Here is a 16369-nt window from a genome sequence, read left to right on the forward strand (position 1 = left end):
CCTTCGCAGCTCTCGGACCGCGGTGGCCAGGTCCAGGGTGTAGCGATCTTAACCGCCCTCTCACGTTACGGGGAGACCGGAAACCACACGTTTATCCACATAGCACGTGAAGTGCCTGCCCCGTCATACCGGCCGTGGCTAGCGTGTGGGTAAATACATGAAGGATCCCCACCATGACATTCAACTGCACGCTGGTTGGCGCCCCGGGATCACCGGAGGTCCAGCCACCTGTGGAACTATCCATCCATGCCCCGTTTGGCACGTCCGGCTCCGTGATTCACCAGCAGTTGGTACGCAAGTTCGGCACAGGCGCTGTCACTGTGGACGGGAAAGATCTATGCTCCCTGGTGCTGGGCGTACCACCGCTGGTGGAGGCGGCCATCCTTGTCGATGGCGGCACCGCACCTTTGAGGCTTCGGCCTCAACGTCCACGGGGCGGCGGTCCTTCGGCTCCGCTGGCCCTCACGGTTGACAGCGGCGCGGCAGCGGGGACGATTGTCCGGCTCCAGCGTGGCAGCTACAGCATTGGCCGCAGCGGCACGAGGATAGTCATTCCGGATCCGGAGCTTTCCCGCGAACACGCCCGCGTGGTCGTTACGGAGACGGACATTATGTTGGTCGACCTGGACAGTGCCAACGGGACATACGTCAACGGAGAGCGGATCCGCAGCACGGTCATCTCCACGGACTCCAGCATCAGGTGTGGGCAGTCGAACCTGTCACTGGTCTTTGCAGAACTGCCTGTCCGGGTCCTGGCAGATGCTGGAAAGTCGGTGGCTGACCCGATCGTGGTAGCGGGCCGGGTCGACGCCGGTAACCGTCCTGTAGTCCTTGTCACCGCAGTTCTGCCCCTGGCAATCGGGGTGCTGCTCGCTACGCTCACCGGCATGTGGATGTTCCTCGCCTTTTCCCTGGCGTCCGCGTTCCCAGTCCTGGTTACCGCACTCACCGGAAGGCGGCAGAAGCGGGAACTGTCCGACGCCGTGGATGCTGCTGTCGAGGAAGACAGAGAACGCCGACGGCGGTGCGCCCCTCCCCTGTCGCTCGTAGCGTTGGCAGGGGACCGGGGAAAGGAGATGCCCTGTGACGGTTCGGGCACGGATGGCATCTGGCTGCGGGTGGGCCAGGCAGAGCAGGCACCGAACGTCCGGGTCGATCCGATTGGCGCTGCCCAAGTGGTTCCATCGGCTGGAACAGCGCCTTTCCTGCTCGACCCGGGCCGCCCGCTCACCACGGTGGGCGGCCCGCGGTTTGCCACCGACGGGGTCATCCGCGCCCTCCTCATGCAACTGGCGGGGTACCCGCGCGCGTGCACCACCCACGTCGTCGTCCACGGGATGGCGGGAACCCTTCCACTCGCTGCCCGGTACCTTTCCCGGGTGACGCTCACGGCAACAGCCAGTGCCGGGCTCAGGGTCGTGACCAGCAACCATCCGTCGGGCTGCGAGCGCGGGGTTCTGTTGATTCGGGGAGAAACCTCCACCCTTGAGGCTGAAAACCGGGTCCGCGAAGCAGCACTCCGGCACGGGTGGCAGGTTCTGCATTTCCTTCCGGACGCAGGGGAACGGCCCGCACCCGATGTCCTTCTATCCGAACGACACTCGGTGGCACTGTTGGACCTCCGCGAGACGGTCTTCGTCCCTGACCTGGTGCCGGAAGAAGTGTTCACCCGTTTTTGCCGGCGACTGGCAGGCGAACACTCCCGGGGCAGGGAACCGGGCACGGGTGTGCCGGCTGCGTGCAGCCTCGAACAGGTCCTGACCCTCACTCCGGAGGCCACCGCCGACCGCTGGAACTCCAGCGAACAGGATGACGGGCTGGCTGCACCACTGGGACTGAGTGCAGCCGGAACGAAGTACATCGACCTCCATGCCGACGGACCCCACCTTCTGGTCGCAGGAACCACCGGTTCGGGAAAGTCGGAACTGCTCCGGAGCCTCACCCTTGCCCTCGCCCTGAGCCACCCGCCGGAACGGGTCAACTTCTTCTTCATCGATTTCAAGGGCGGTTCAGGACTGGGCCCGCTGGGCAACCTTGTGCACTGTGTCGGCTTGCAGACGGACCTTTCCAATGGCGAAATGGACCGGACGCTGACGTCACTCCGCGCCGAAGTGCGACTTCGGGAGAGTTGCCTTTCAGCCGCCCGCGTCCCGGACATTTCCGCCTACCGCTCCACACCTGCGGCCCGGGACTTTGTCCTCCCCCATCTGGTTATTGTCATCGACGAGTTCCGGATGCTGGTTGACGACGCCCCGGAAGCACTGCGTGAACTGCTGCGGATTGCAGCCATCGGGCGGTCGCTCGGCATCCACTTGGTGATGGCAACGCAGCGACCGCAGGGCGCCCTGACGGCGGACATCCGTGCCAACGTCACCTCGAGCATTGCCCTTCGCGTGCAGTCGGAGATGGAGTCGGTGGATATCGTCAACTCGAAGGCCGCCGCTGCCATCAGTGTCGACTCGCCGGGCCGCGCCTTCCTGACCCGCGGAGCGGAGGCGGCAGAGGAGTTCCAGGCAGCTTCCCTGGCCCCACCTGCCGGGGTGACCCGTCCCGCCGCCGTTGCAGTCCACCGGACAACTGACTACCTCGGCGCCCACGGCGACGAACCCGGCCCTGGGCCAGCCGCTGTGCCAACCCCCGCGGGGGTGGTGGAACCGCTGACAACCATGGTGCGGAACCTGTGGGCCGGCCAGGAAAAGGCCCTGCCACGGAGGCCTGTAGCTCCGCCCTTGCCGGAGCAACTGGAAGAACCAGCTCCGGGTGACCCCTTCCCCTTCCGGGGCCCGGCAACCACCAACCCCAGCGGGGTGGAACCTCTGCCGTCGGCCCGCCGGGTACCGCTGGGCTTGATGGATCGACCTGAAAAGCAGAAAGTAGAGGCCCTGGTGTGGAGCCCCGCCCACCACGGTCACGTTGCATTCATCGGCAGTGCCGCATCCGGCGCCGGAGAAGGCCTGGAACTGGCCGTCCACAAACTGATGCTCACCCCTGCTGAAACACACTTTTATCTGCTGGACGCCGCGGGAGGCTTTCTGCCGCTGGCCCGGGCAGCCAGGACGGGCGCTCATGCTGGACTGCATGAGCTGCGGCGGGGAGTACGCATCCTGGAGCGGCTGGCGCGGGAACTTAGGCAGCGGCTGAGCAGTCCATCCGGCAGCCCTACACCCCTGGTCCTCGTCATCTCCGGTTGGGGATCCTGGGTTTCAGCCTTCCGGTCGGGACCGTTGGCCTGGGCTGAGGACCTGGTCCACGACCTCGTTCGTGACGGCGCCAGGGCAGGAATCACGCTGCTGCTCTCCGGCGAGCGCGAACTGGTAATGGCCAGGTTCTTTGGCACCCTTCCCAACCGCTTCTATTTTCCGGCCGGTTCCACGGAAGAAAGCCGGGGGATGTGGCCACGGCTGCCCTCGGTCCCGGCCGTCCAGGGCCGGGCAGCAGTCTTTGGCCCTGTCTCCGGCGGAGGCCCCGCAGCGTGCCAGTTTTACCGCACCTCTGCCCCAGGCATCGCCGGCATCCCCAATAACCTGCCTGCCGCATCGCCCCCATTCCGGGTGGAACCCCTCCCGGCGACAATCACGGTCAGGCAGGTTGCAGCGTTGGGAGAGTCAACGCGGGTTGGTCATGTCCCCGAACAGTCATCACCAAGCCAAGATGGGGTTGACGGAGGCCAGGAAGGGGTTGACAGAGGGCCCCGTTCCGCGTTGGCAGGAACAGCGCCCTCCGGAAGCGACCGACGCCGGCGCGGGATCCTCCTCGGAGTATCCGGGGACGAAGTTGCTCCGCTGTCTTTTCGGCTGCCCCGCGGCGGTGCCATGGCGATCCTCGGCAGCACCGGAAGCGGCAAGACCAATGCCTTGCACGCACTCAAGGCGCTCAACCCGGAGCTGTCCTGGTGCACCTGTCCCGACCCGCCGGACGCGGCCGGAAGTTTTTGGGCTGGGCTGCTGGTGCAGGCCGAGGCAGGAAAGATGCCCCGAGGGTCAATTCTCCTTGTTGATGATGTGGATTTGCTTACCCCACCCGCAGTACGCGACCTCGGCCGCCTGAATGCCCTCGGCTACCCAGCCGTGGTCACCGCCGCTTTCAGCCCGGCGCTCCTCCAGCGCGTTCCGCTGGTCATGGACTCCAGGGCATCGGGCATTGGGCTGCTGCTCTGTCCGCGCTCACCAGCTGACGGCGACCTGTTCGGGACCCGCTTCGAAAGCGAGCCGAATCCCCCGCCCGGCCGCGGCGTGCTGATCTCAGGCGGCCGGTCCTGCCCCCTTCAGGTGGCCTGGGCGGGAACGTGAGAGCGGGCTTCACCACCCCTAAACATGAAAGCCACGGATTGGGAAGGCGAAGGCAGCAGGTCAGAGGGTGGGCGGCGCGGTCCCTGTGCGGGAGGCATGGTTTATCACCCTGTTGGAGAACAGGAGAACGATGGCGATGACCGCCGGAACCACCATTGCGAGCCCTGCGACGACCAGGCCGCTGGTTATTGCCGGTACTCCGATGGTCAGCACGAACAGTTGGGCCACCAGGGCGGCCGCCCTGGTCCAGCGGAAGCCCCGGTAGAGAAAGACAGCCACGGCATAGAGCCAGGCGGAGAAGGCCAGCAGGAGGCCCAAGGTGAAGACCGCGCCCCAGAAGGACAGGACGGGGCTCCCGGACAGCAACTCGTAGGCGTACCACCCCGCTGCCACCAGGAGCGCGGAAGCCTCGGCAGCTGCCACAATCGCTACCACCTTGGCCCCGCCCGGCACCGTCGCCGGGCGATCGGTGCCTCCGCTGGAGTTATCGGGAGAAGAGGGGGTACCTGCTGGGTTCACCGGGGGTCTTGACACACTGGCACCCTACCGGACATAGTCGGACACTGGTGAAGGCGCCGGCCGACACTGTGATGCATCGCTCAGGTTTCGTGGGATTTCGGGCGTTATTACCCCTTGTTTACACAGCGTTAACATGACAGGCTTGATGCAGATGACCAAGGGGGCCCAGAGGGCCCTTTTCCTTTGTAGCCACTAGTGAATAATTTCACAAAGGCAATCCCCAGAAATGGAGCAACTGATCAGCATGGATTGGCGTAATCGCGCAGCGTGCCTCGACAAGGACCCGGAACTGTTCTTCCCCGTCGGGAATACAGGGCCGGCCCTCCTGCAGATTGAGGAAGCCAAGAGCGTCTGCCGGCGGTGCCCCGTCGTGGACACGTGCCTGCAGTGGGCGCTGGAATCCGGCCAGGATGCCGGTGTCTGGGGCGGCATGAGCGAAGATGAGCGCCGCGCCCTGAAACGGCGCGCTGCCCGTGCACGCCGCGCCTCCTAGTAAGGCCCCCAACGGCAGGGCAAGAGCCCAGAATAGCTAAGACAGAGGCCCCGGGACTATCCGCATTGGATTGTCCCGGGGCCTTTGTCTGTTCTTTTGCCGGTGATGGCCTTCCTGCCGGCGTGCGCTGGCAGGGAGGCCGTGCCCTACTTGCCGGCCAGGCTCAGCCGGATCTTGACTTCGGTTCCGCCGCCCCCGCGGCGCTGCCACGTGATGGTGCCGCCCAGTTCGCTGGTGACCAAAGTCCGCACGATCTGCAGGCCCAGTCCCTCAACGTGCGGGGTTTCGGGAAGTCCCACGCCGTCGTCGGCAATGGTTACCGTCAGCTCCTCGCCGTCCTCGCCTTCGGACCGGTCGGCAACAAGCCAAACTGTTCCCGCCCTTCCCTCAAGCCCGTGCTCCACGGCGTTGGTCACCAGTTCGTTGATGACCAGGGCAAGCGGGGTTGCGAGATCGCTGGGAAGTTCGCCAAATGTGCCCGCCCGTTCGGTCCGGACCTGCTGGGAGGGAGACGCCACCTCTGCGGACAGCCGGAACTGGCGCCCGATCAGCTCGTCAAAATCCACACTCTGGGTGAGGCCCTGCGACAAGGTCTCGTGAACCAGCGCAATGGTGGCAACACGCCGCATCGCCTGTTCCAAGCCCTGCTTTGCCTCGTCGCTCACCATGCGGCGGGACTGCATCCGCAGGAGCGCAGCCACCGTCTGGAGATTGTTCTTGACCCGGTGGTGGATTTCCCGGATGGTGGCGTCCTTGGTCACCAACTCCATCTCACGACGACGCAGTTCGGAGACGTCGCGGCAGAGCACCAGCGCGCCAAACCGCTGCTGCTCATCACGGAGCGGAATGGCCCGCAGGGACAGGCTCACCCCCCGGGACTCAATTTCGCTGCGCCACGGCATGCGCCCGGTCACCACCAGCGGCAGGGTTTCATCGACCATCCGGCGGTCCTTCAGCAGGCCGGCCGTAACCTCCGCGAGCGACCGGCCCTCCAAAGACTCGCCGTCACCCAACCGCCGAAAGGCCGACACACCATTGGGGCTGGCGTACTGCACCACGCCGTCGGCATCCAGCCTGATCAGCCCGTCCCCCACGCGGGGAGCACCCCGGCGTGACCCCGTGGGCGAAGCGAAGTCCGGCCACAGGCCCAGGGTTCCCATCCGCAGGAGGTCGTACGCGCACTGGCGGTAGGTCAGTTCCAGCCGGGACGGCATCCGGGAGCTGGACAAGTCCATGTGCGTGGTGACCACCGCAAGTGTCCTGCCGTTGCGGACCATGGGGACGGCTTCCACCCGCAGGGCCATCTCGCTGTTCCAGTTCGTTTCGCTGGAACGCTCGATGGTCCTGCTGTTCCACGCCTTGTCCACAAGTGGTTGCAGATCGGACCTGATGCCTTCGCCCACAAAGTCGCTGTGGAACGCGGTGTGGGTGGTGGAGGGCCGCACGTGTGCCAGGGCAATGTAGCCAAGCTCCGGGTGGGGGAACCACAGCGCCAGGTCGGCGAACGCCAGGTCCGCCACCATCTGCCAGTCCCCCACCAGGAGGTGCAGCCATTCGGCATCGCCCGGCCCGAAATCAGCGTGTTCCCTGATGGGGTCCGTAAAGATTGCCACTGCACCTCCATTTGCGACGCCGGCTTGCTAGCGTCGGACGATTGACCTCAAGAGCCTCAATGCTACCGACAGTGAGGCCATGTCGTCGGCCTCCAGGGCGTTCACCTCATCGAACATGCTCTTGGCCCGGCCCAGCTGCTCGGCGTTCTGGGCCTCCCAATCCTTGAGCCGCGCGTCGGGCGACTCAGCGGCGGACGTGGCGTCCAGCACCGCCGTCGTCATATCCGACACTGTCGAGTAGAGGTCATCGCGCAAGGCAGCCCGGGCCAGGGCCTGCCACCTGTCCTGCCGGGGCAGGCTGCTGATCCGTTCCAGCAGCGAGTCCGCGTGGAAGCGGTTGAATACTGTGTAATAAACAGCCGCAATCTCCTCGACGGGGTCCTTCCGGGAGCGGCCGATCTTGGCGATGTCCAGCAGCACGAAGCTCTCGAACAGCTCGGCCCAGCGCAGGGCAAGGTCTTCGGGAAGCTGCCACTCGCGGCCCTTGGCCAGCCATGCCGCCACCCGCTCGCGGTCATCGCCGCGCAGATAGTCGAGCAGCCGGGCCCGCATCGGATCCATCAGCGGCTTGAACTCGGACACCACCTCGGCGATGGGGCGCGAGACACTTTCCTGGCTGAGCAGCCAGCGGACTGCCCGGTCCAGGAGCCGGCGGATGTCCAGGTGGACGGCGCTCCAGTGCTCGGTGGGGAACGAAGCGGGCAGGCTGTTCAGTTCCGACACCATCGCGTCGAGTTCGTACACCTCGCGCAGGGCTACGAAAGCCTTGGCCACCGCCACTTCGCTGGCCGATGTTTCCTCCATGACCCGGAAGGCGAAGGTGATGCCGCCGAGGTTGATCATGTCGTTCGCCACCACGGTGGCGATGATTTCGCGGCGCAGCGGATGCGTGTCCAGCTCGGCGTCGAATCGTTCGCGCACCTGGTGCGGGAAGTAGGAACGCAGCGTCCCACGGAACCACGGATCGTCCGCGAGGTCGCTGTCCCGCAGGGCCGACGCCAGCTCGATCTTGGCGTAGGCGGCCAGCACCGACAGCTCCGGAGAGGTCAGTCCCTGGCCTTGCTGCAGCCGCTCCCGAAGGGCTTCCGTGGTTGGCAGTGCCTCCAGGTCCCGGTTCAGGTCCGCGGTTTTCTCCAGCCAGTCCATGAGCCGTTCATAGCTGGGGCTCCACTCCGCCACCCGGGTGCGGTCGTTCAGGAGCAGGATGTTCTGGTCGATGTTGTCTTCCAGGACCAGACGGCCCACCTCGTCGGTCATCGAGGCCAGGAAGTCCGCCCGTTCATCGGCGGGCAGCTTGCCGGCAGCGACCATCCGGTCCACGAAGATCTTGATGTTGACCTCGTGGTCCGAGCAGTCCACGCCCGCGGAGTTGTCAATGGCATCCGTGTTGAGGATGACACCCTGCAGGGCTGCCTCGATGCGGCCGCGCTGCGTCATACCCAGGTTCCCACCCTCGCCTACCACCTTGACCCGCAGGTCGCGGCCGTTGACGCGGATCGCGTCGTTGGCCTTGTCCCCCACAGAGGCGTTGGACTCTGAGCTTGCCTTGACGTAGGTCCCGATTCCGCCGTTGTACAGCAGGTCGGCCGGTGCCAGCAGGATGGCACGCAGGAGTTCCGGCGGGCTGAGTTCAGTGGTGTCCGCCGGCAACCCCAGGGCGGTGCGCACCTGCGCGGATACCGGGATGGACTTGGCCTGGCGGGCAAAGATCCCGCCGCCTTCGCTGATCAGCGACTTGTCATAGTCGTCCCAGGAGGACCGGGGCAGCTCGAACAGCCGCTGCCGCTCCGCAAAAGAGGATTCCTCATCCGGATCCGGATCCAGGAAGATGTGCCGGTGGTCGAATGCGGCAAGCAGACGGATGTGCCGGGACAGGAGCATTCCGTTTCCGAAGACATCCCCGGACATGTCACCCACCCCCACCACGGTGAACGGTTCCGTCTGGGTATCCAGGTCCAGCTCGCTGAAGTGCCGCTTCACCGATTCCCAGGCGCCGCGCGCCGTGATGCCCATGGCTTTGTGGTCGTAGCCCACGGAGCCGCCCGAGGCGAAGGCGTCGCCCAGCCAGAAGCCGTACTCCGCTGACAGGCCGTTGGCGATGTCAGAGAAAGTAGCCGTACCCTTGTCCGCGGCAACTACAAGGTAGGAGTCGTCGTCGTCATGCCTGACAACGTTCGACGGCGGCACAAGCCGCTGGCCGTCACCTTCGGTCAGGAGGTTGTCGGTAAGGTCCAGCAGCCCCCGGATGAACGTCTTGTAGCTTTCGACGCCTTCAGCCATCCAGGCGGCACGGTCCGTGGACGGATCCGGGAGTTGCTTGGCGAAGAAGCCGCCCTTTGCCCCCGTGGGCACGATCACGGCGTTCTTGACGGTTTGCGCCTTGACCAAGCCAAGGATTTCGGTCCGGAAATCCTCCCGCCGGTCCGACCAGCGGAGCCCGCCGCGCGCCACCTTGCCAAACCGAAGGTGCACACCTTCCACCCGGGGAGCGTACACCCAGATTTCGAACATCGGCCGCGGGAAAGGCAGCCCTTCGATCTGCGCCGGATCCAGCTTGAAGCTGAGGTGCGGCTTGTCCTGGTAGAAGTTGGTGCGGAGGGTCGCCTCAATCAGGTTGACGAAGGTCCGCAGCACGCGGTCGGCATCGAGCGTTGCAACCTTTTCGATGGAGGCTGCCAGTTCCTGCCGCACGGATCCCTGGGCCTCTGCACGGCTGTCTTCACCCAGTGCCGGGTCAAAGCGGGCCGCAAAGAGCGCGGTCAGGCCCCTGGTCACGTCCGGATTGGCAAGGAGCGTGTCCGCCATGAAGCCGAAGGAGCTGCTGTTGCCCATCTGGCGCATGTAGCGGGCGTAGGCCCGCAGCACGGTGATCTGCCGCCAGTGCAGGCCTTCCCGAAGCACCAGCCGGTCAAAGCTGTCCGATTCCGCGGCACCGGTGACGGCCGCGCCAAAGGACTCAGCCAGCAACTCGCCCGTGGACATCGGGTCCACTGCTCCCGGGTACTTGAGGCCCAGGTCATAAAGGAAGAAGTCCCGGTGGTCCGCCGTTTCGATTTCAAACGGGCGCTCGTCCAGGACTTCAAGTCCAAGGTTGTGGAAGTACGGCAGGATCTGGCTCAGGCTCTTGGGCTCCAGCATGTATAGCTTGACCCGGGCATCCTCCTCCAGCGTGGCACCGGCACCTTCGGGAAGGTACACATGCACGCCGGGCCGGTCCTGCTGTGCGCCGGTGCTCCGCTCGGCCGCAGCCCCGTACTTCTCAAAGCGGGCAATATCCTCCAGCGCGTCCTCTACTTCGTAGTCCACCCGGTAGCTGGCTGGGAACGCCTCGGCCCAGACGGCGGCAAGTTCCTTGGCTTCGGCCGGGTCACGCCCTTCACGCAGGACTTCCGCGATGCCTTCGCTCCACGACCTTGCCGCCCGGACCAGCCGCTTTTCCAGCTCATCGCTGTTGACATGGCTGACGTCGGCGTCCTTGGGCAAGCGGATACGGAAGAAGAGCCGCGCGAGGGCCGATTCGGTCATCCGCGCTTCGTAGTCGATCGAGACTGCCTGGAACGTTTCCCGCAGTTCCTGTTCGATGCGGAGTCTGACGTTGGTGGTGTAGCGGTCGCGGGGCAGGTAGACGACCGCGGACATGAAGCGGCCGTAGATGTCGGGCCTCAGGAACAGGCGGGTGCGCCGCCGTTCCTGCAGCTTTTGGATTCCCAGGGCGGTGGCGGCAAGGTCTGGGACTTCGATCTGGAACAGCTCGTCGCGGGGATAGGTTTCCAAAATTCCCAGCAGGTCCTTGCCGGAGTGCGAATCCGGCGGGAAACCCGCGTTCTGCAACACGGCGTCCACCTTCTCCCGGACAATGGGAATGTCGCGGACGGAACCGGCGTAGGCGCTGGTGGCGAAGAGTCCGATGAAGCGCCGCTCGCCGTTGACGTTCCCCGCAGCATCAAAGCTTTTGACGCCGATGTAGTCCAGGTAGGCGGACCGGTGAACGGTGGAACGCGAGTTGGCTTTGGTGATGACGAGCGCACGCTTTTCCCGTGCCTTTTTGCGGCCGGTGTCGGTCAGGTGCTGAATGTGCGGGGAGTCCGCGGCGGCGCGCAGCAGCCCGAGTCCGCTGTCCTCGCGCAATTCGAGGACGTCTTCCCCGTCCACGTTGAGCAGGTCGTATTCGCGATAGCCGAGGAACGTGAAGTTCCCATCGTCCAGCCACCGCAACAGGTCCTTTGCCTGCCGGAGTTCGGCAATCTGTACAGAATTTGCCACCCGGTCCAGGCTTTCGGCGATTTCCAGCGCCTTCTGGCGCATCCTGGGCCAGTCCTCCACGGCGGCCCGGACATCGTTCAGCACGCGGGTAAGGCCCTCGAGCAGCGACGTCTTCGTTTCGTCCGGGACGCGCTGGATTTCGACGGCGATCCACGACTCCATGTGGGAGGCGTTCTCACCCTGGGCGATCAGGTGGGAAAGGTTGGGCATCGCGGCGGTGTCGCCGCTGGAAATCCCGAGGTGTGCCGGAACCCTGTTGACCTTGACCAGCTCACCGCTTTCCCGGTTGCGGGTAGCCACGAAAAGCGGGTGGACGACGAGCTTGATGGCTGCGTGCTGCCGGACAAGTTCGGCGTTTACCGAATCCACCAGGAATGGCATGTCGTCGGTAACGACAAAGATGACGCTGCTGTCTTCCTCGTCGGCAATCGAGATCCTCGCCTGTCCGGGTTGCCGCACTGAAGCTGCGCGGCGGTGCTCTTCAGCCCGGGTTTCCAGCACATCGCGCGGGTAGGTGCGCGCATCCTCCTCAGCCAGGTGCTGGTAGTAGTCCCCCATGAAACCCTCAAGGCCTTCAATGGAGAGGGGCTGGTCCTCCACACTGGATCCAGACGACATCGACAACGCCTCCATCAGAGATATTCGCCGCACCTTTGCAGCTCTTATGGCGAGCCTAGTCCTTCGCCCTGCCCCGTGGTGTGGAAGAAAATACAGAGGATTTGCGCTTTCGCTGGTCTGGTGCACAAACGAGCCCGCGAATCGCCCGGCGTAAGTCCGACTCCGGGGCAGCCTCCAGCAGCAGGGATCCTCCCAGGAGGGCGGCATCGGCGGCGCGCGGATCATGGGGCAGGAATGCCTTCAGTTCCGGCGCCGGCCCGTACCTTTCCCATGCATCCCGCAATTGGCGCTCAGGATCCCTCCCCACGGAGGAGGAACGCACTTTGTTCATCAGGACAGTAGGTGACGCCTGCGGAACCGCGTCTTCAAGCTCGGCGAGCGCACGCACCAGCCGGGGTACACCCACGGGATCAGCTGCGCCGACGGCATAGACAGTGTCTGCCAGCTCCAGCGGCCGCAGTGTGGCCGCGTTCCGGCGCGGCGCCATGGTGTCGAAGCTCAGTTCCTCATCGGCTTCCAGGCAGAAGCCGGTATCAACTACCAGCACATCGGCGATCTCCCGGGCCCGCTCAAGGACCAGCGCCAGGGCTGTGGCACGGATTTCCGTCCATCGGTCCGCACGGGTAATTCCCGTCAGCACCCGGAACTGCCCTGATGCCGTAGCGACCGTAGCAGCGATCTTTCGGAGTGCATCCGTATCCAGCTGCCCCTGATCGGCGAGCCTGCACGCCTGGGCCAGGCCGGCTGACTCGTCCAGGAGACCAAGTACTGCGGCTACGCTTGCGCCGTATGTGTCGGCGTCGACCAGGAGGACGTCCTGCCCGTCGGCGGCCATCTCCCCGGCGATGTTCACCGCCACGGTGGTCCTTCCCGGAGACCCCGCCGGCCCCCAGACGACGATGAGCCGTCCGCTTCCACGCCCTTCCGCCGCCTGCTCCGGCTCCGCGGGATCGGTTGCCAGCGCAGCTCCGGGATCAGCGGCTGCGCTGAGGCTGGCCGGACGGCCCGCACCCGTAAGCTGGGCGACGGCGTCGGCAATCCTGCCCGAAAGCTCCGCCGATTCGACCCCCGCCAACGCCGAGGCGACACCAATTTTCCGGAGCCGCGCCGCCTCCTCTGCACTGTCGGTCAGCGCGATGACCGCGACGCCGACTGCTCCCAGGCGGTCCACCAGGGAAGCAGTCAATCCCTCGGACCCATCGGCAACCACGGCTGCCCGGGCCAGTCCGCTCTGGCAGGCCGCCAGCAGTTCGGCAAGTTCCGCGCACCGGCGCACCACCGTGACCGGACCGTGCAGTCGTTCAAGGCCGCCAACCAAATCCTCACGGCTTTGGCCGACGGTGACGACGGGGATGTTCATCGGGCACCACCCGGGTTCCACACGACGGAGATCTTTGCCTCATTTGCCTGGGCACCCAGCAAGGCAGGCATCTGCTTGTCCTCGACCAGGACCATGAGCACGGTGGTTTTCGATGACCCTAGGGCGGTGGACCCATTCGCAACCTCTGCAATCTCCGCTCCGGGAAGGATGAGCTTGGGCTCGCTGAATCCGTTTTTCGCGTCGGGCTGGGCCACCCAGACGTCCACACGGGCGCCGGCGACCGCCTGCGATGGCAGGGTCTGCTCGACATTGAGGGCAACGGGCTTCCGGTCCAACTGGTCCACTGCACCAAGGCTCGCCCTGGGGACAAGCTGGTCTTTTCCAATCCTCTGCATAGCGACGACATCCTGGGGCAGGCCGGCCTCCACTGTGATGTAGTGCTGTTCCGTATCCCCCAGCCGGACCTTGGCGGCCACCACATTCTCCCGCGTCAGGCGCTCGCCCACAGCGATGCCCTCCCGCGCCGCATAGACCTCAGTGGCGCGGTCTGCACTGCCAACCAGGAAGATGACCCCCGCTATGGATGCCAGGACCAGGAGGATGCCCACCAACAGCCGAGGGTCCTTCCACGAAGGGCGCTTTAGCCGCGCCGCTGTGGCGCTTGAATCAGGAACCATACCGTTCTCCCCCTAGGTATACCGAACCTGCCCGCTCTGGCCGGACTCCTCATTGTTACCGCAAGGCCACGCGAACAAAAGTCAATTATCCAAATACGGCCAAACTGTGGATAACAGGCACATGAGGGGCCACTTGATGGCAAAATGGATGCATGCCAAGGTTCCTCACGCTTGCCGATGTAGCAGAGCAGCTCCAGATAAACTCCCCTGCCGCATACGCCTTGGTCCGCAGCGGCGAACTGAAGGCCATCCAGGTGGGCGGCCGCGGGCAATGGCGGGTGGAGGAGAAGATGCTGGAGCAGTACATCGAGGAACGCTACGCCGAGGCCAGCCGCATGATCCAGGAATCACGCTCCAAGTCTGTTTGACGCCGTACACCCTTCACGGTTCCCCAGCCGGAGTCAGCCGGCCTTGGGCGACCTGATCATGGCCAAGGCAGTGAATGGGATAGCTGACACGTCACCGACACTCCGGCTCCTCCGCACCTCCCCGGGAGTGACCGAGGCCAGGTCTACATAGTCCCGGCCGACACGGTCGATAACGCCGGCCAGCCGCTGTGGGCCGGCTCCCCCTGCGATCGTCACGGACAATTCCGCACGGTCGCGGGCAAGGCCCCGGAGGGAGTGGGCGAGCCCGATTGAGCGGCGAACCTGTGAGTTCTCCGGCAACGCGTGCCTGCCGAGGCCGACGTAACGCGCCGCAGCCGCGTAGGGGATGAGCACTTGGTGCTGCCCTTCATCAAGAACAAGCGCGTCCGCTCCGGCATGCCTGAGTTCCCCGCGCGCTGATTCTCCGCAAAGCAGGTAAACAGTGATGCGACATCCAACGGCCGCACGCAGCCGGTGCTCGAGTGGCAGACTGACCATCTCAGCCCGGGCCCGCTCATTGATCTCGCTGTCGAGCGCCAAACGGTCAGCCTCTGCGAACTGGCTTTCCATGTCATCGAAGAGAGCATCCCAGCGCATCCCGTCAGCGTAAGTTGCCCTGCCCGGCCAGTCAACGGCCTCACCTTTTCCTCTCCAACGTATGGACAAATCCGGATGCGTGCGCTCAGACTAGGTCAAGCGCTATCAAACAGCATCAAACACCATCAAAGGAGAAGTAATGGGACCCTCCGAAGAGGCAAAGTGGTCCGACGCCGTCATGGCTCTGGCTGTTCTGGCATTGGGTGTCCTGCTTTGCTTCCTGGGGGCCGGCCTGCTGAGACAGTGGCAGGACTCCGCAGCCCGCAACCTGGACGCACCTGTGGGTGTTCTTCTGGGGGCGGCAGCAGCGGCAGCCGGCATGGGCATCTTGCTGTGGTGGGTCTTTTCGATCCTGACCGCAGGCGCCTCTGTCCTGCTGGAACGCCTCGGGCGACGCCGTGCCGCGGCGTCCGCCCGCAATCTGTCTCCGGCCTTCATGCGGCGGGCAGTGGTTGCCGCTCTGTCGCTGCAGTTAGTGGCAGGAGCCGCAGCGAATGCCGCGCCGGCCGCGCCAGGGCCTGAGTGGGCACCAACACAGGCATATGCGGTGTCAGTGCCATCACCCCTTGCGGCCGTGGGCCCTGTTGGGGAGGGAGCCAGGAGCAGTGGCGCCGGGGGTACGGAGGTCACAACGCCAACGGTTGCTGCGAAGGACGTGCAAGAAGGTCCTGCAATGGGGCGGAGTTTAGGCAGCGATCTCCCTGACGCCACGCTGCACCCCGGTTGGCAGCCCGCTCCCCCGGTGGTGGAACCCGGGTTGTTGACCGGACCGCAGACGAGAGGTGCCTCCGGTCCAGCCTCGGGTGGCCAGGCAACTGCAGTAACCGTCCTGGCCGGCGACACATTATGGGACATCGTGGCGACCTACCTGGGGCCGGAGGCATCGGACGTGGACGTAGCCCTCGAATGGCCGCGGTGGTACGCAGCAAACCGCGCCCTGATCGGTGGAAGCCCTGACGTCCTGCTTCCCGGCCAAATACTTCAGGCGCCTGCGGCGTCATAGCGAGGGCCACCCGAGCCAGGGTGTCTCCCGCGAATTCCGGCCGGCCGCCCGACGGGTCCAGCCTGCCACACAATCCATCAGACGATTTGAAGCTAGGGGAACAGAATGACTGCAGCGACACCTGTCCGGACCATCCAGGGGCTGCCCGCCACTAAGGGTAACGGTGGGAGGGGCACGGCAAAAACGCGCCCTGTGCCGGTACCGATGGCCCAGCCGCCCGGGGCGAAGCCGCCTCTGCAGCCGGTCAATGAGGCAGCGGAAGTCAGGGCGATCACGCGGGGTACGATTCAGGCCTCCATGGAAGTCCTGGCCGGAATCCGTCCCGTCCACCAGTTGGCCCGGCGCCTTGACCCCCGGTGCCTGGCGTCCCTGCAGCACCGCGCGGCGTTGATCAGGCGCGAACTGACGAGAACGGGAAATCCTGCTCTGGCCCGGCTGCACCGGAACTCCGTGGTCCGCTCGGTGCGGGTATGTGAGGTGGCCGACGGTATCTATGAGGCGAGCGCTGTGGTGGTGGACGATGTACGCGCCCGTGCTGTTGCTGTCCGGCTTGAGCGCAGCAAGCAGGTATGGCGGATAGTTGAACTCGTCATCGGCTGATCCGTTGA

At 65.1% G+C, this 16369-nt stretch carries 11 protein-coding genes; 5 read left to right on the forward strand and 6 right to left on the reverse strand.

The features are described 5' to 3' along the window. Positions 1 to 173: 173 nt before the first annotated feature. Entirely contained in the window at positions 174 to 4289 is a 4116-nt protein-coding gene (locus ACIGJD_RS12920; protein WP_483686527.1) for an FtsK/SpoIIIE domain-containing protein, read from the forward strand. Between the two features lie 60 nt (positions 4290 to 4349). On the opposite strand, the gene ACIGJD_RS12925 is transcribed toward ACIGJD_RS12920, so the two are convergent. Then, a complete protein-coding gene (locus tag ACIGJD_RS12925) occupies positions 4350 to 4823 on the reverse strand; it encodes a hypothetical protein (RefSeq protein ID WP_483686528.1) in 474 nt (157 codons plus the stop codon). Between the two features lie 229 nt (positions 4824 to 5052). On the opposite strand from ACIGJD_RS12925, the gene ACIGJD_RS12930 reads away from it, so the two are divergent. Beyond that, the gene (locus ACIGJD_RS12930; protein WP_003804966.1) at positions 5053 to 5301 is read left to right on the forward strand and encodes a WhiB family transcriptional regulator; all 249 of its coding nucleotides are present in this window, start codon (positions 5053 to 5055) and stop codon (positions 5299 to 5301) included. 146 nt (positions 5302 to 5447) lie between these two features. Here the strand turns inward: ACIGJD_RS12930 and ACIGJD_RS12935 are convergent, their stop codons facing one another. Genes ACIGJD_RS12935 through ACIGJD_RS12950 form a run of 4 tightly spaced genes read right to left on the reverse strand, consistent with a single transcriptional unit; the run spans position 5448 to position 13793 of the window. Next, the gene (locus ACIGJD_RS12935) at positions 5448 to 6914 is read right to left on the reverse strand and encodes a sensor histidine kinase (protein ID WP_483686529.1); all 1467 of its coding nucleotides are present in this window, start codon (positions 6912 to 6914) and stop codon (positions 5448 to 5450) included. A 27-nt stretch (positions 6915 to 6941) separates the two neighbouring features. Then, a complete protein-coding gene (locus ACIGJD_RS12940) occupies positions 6942 to 11795 on the reverse strand; it encodes an NAD-glutamate dehydrogenase (RefSeq protein ID WP_483686530.1) in 4854 nt (1617 codons plus the stop codon). Between the two features lie 55 nt (positions 11796 to 11850). Continuing rightward, positions 11851 to 13155 carry a CpaE/TadZ family protein gene (locus tag ACIGJD_RS12945; protein WP_483686531.1) on the reverse strand — a complete coding sequence of 435 codons (1305 nt, stop codon included), beginning with the start codon at positions 13153 to 13155 and terminating at the stop codon, positions 11851 to 11853. Further along, entirely contained in the window at positions 13152 to 13793 is a 642-nt protein-coding gene (locus ACIGJD_RS12950) for a hypothetical protein (protein WP_483686532.1), read from the reverse strand. The genes ACIGJD_RS12945 and ACIGJD_RS12950 overlap by 4 nt, the downstream gene beginning before the upstream one ends. Before the next feature lie 152 nt (positions 13794 to 13945). Here ACIGJD_RS12950 and ACIGJD_RS12955 point away from each other — a divergent pair, with 152 nt between their 5' ends. Further along, on the forward strand, positions 13946 to 14161 hold the full coding sequence (locus ACIGJD_RS12955) for a helix-turn-helix domain-containing protein (RefSeq protein ID WP_018768505.1): 216 nt from the start codon (positions 13946 to 13948) through the stop codon (positions 14159 to 14161). Between the two features lie 33 nt (positions 14162 to 14194). Here ACIGJD_RS12955 and ACIGJD_RS12960 read toward each other — a convergent pair whose 3' ends face one another. Then, positions 14195 to 14758 (reverse strand): hypothetical protein, encoded by a 564-nt coding sequence (locus tag ACIGJD_RS12960; protein WP_483686533.1) that lies wholly within the window; start codon positions 14756 to 14758, stop codon positions 14195 to 14197. 856 nt (positions 14759 to 15614) lie between these two features. Here ACIGJD_RS12960 and ACIGJD_RS12965 point away from each other — a divergent pair. Both ACIGJD_RS12965 and ACIGJD_RS12970 read left to right on the forward strand, forming a co-directional pair. After that, positions 15615 to 15761: a hypothetical protein gene (locus tag ACIGJD_RS12965; protein ID WP_483686534.1), complete on the forward strand. Its 147-nt coding sequence runs from the start codon at positions 15615 to 15617 to the stop codon at positions 15759 to 15761. A 105-nt stretch (positions 15762 to 15866) separates the two neighbouring features. Further along, positions 15867 to 16361: an Rv3235 family protein gene (locus ACIGJD_RS12970; protein ID WP_483686535.1), complete on the forward strand. Its 495-nt coding sequence runs from the start codon at positions 15867 to 15869 to the stop codon at positions 16359 to 16361. Positions 16362 to 16369: the final 8 nt, after the last annotated feature.

The organism is Arthrobacter sp. E1SS-5 (assembly GCF_057073715.1).

Bases quoted from the DNA above. Each gene is read 5' to 3' on its own strand.
- ACIGJD_RS12920 (WP_483686527.1), top strand. From the start codon at position 174: ATGACATTCAACTGCACGCTGGTTGGCGCCCCGGGATCACCGGAGGTC.
- ACIGJD_RS12930 (WP_003804966.1), top strand. From the start codon at position 5,053: ATGGATTGGCGTAATCGCGCAGCGTGCCTCGACAAGGACCCGGAACTG.
- ACIGJD_RS12940 (WP_483686530.1), bottom strand. From the start codon at position 11,795: ATGTCGTCTGGATCCAGTGTGGAGGACCAGCCCCTCTCCATTGAAGGC.
- ACIGJD_RS12945 (WP_483686531.1), bottom strand. From the start codon at position 13,155: ATGAACATCCCCGTCGTCACCGTCGGCCAAAGCCGTGAGGATTTGGTT.
- ACIGJD_RS12950 (WP_483686532.1), bottom strand. From the start codon at position 13,793: ATGGTTCCTGATTCAAGCGCCACAGCGGCGCGGCTAAAGCGCCCTTCG.
- ACIGJD_RS12955 (WP_018768505.1), top strand. From the start codon at position 13,946: ATGCCAAGGTTCCTCACGCTTGCCGATGTAGCAGAGCAGCTCCAGATA.
- ACIGJD_RS12960 (WP_483686533.1), bottom strand. From the start codon at position 14,758: ATGCGCTGGGATGCTCTCTTCGATGACATGGAAAGCCAGTTCGCAGAG.
- ACIGJD_RS12970 (WP_483686535.1), top strand. From the start codon at position 15,867: ATGACTGCAGCGACACCTGTCCGGACCATCCAGGGGCTGCCCGCCACT.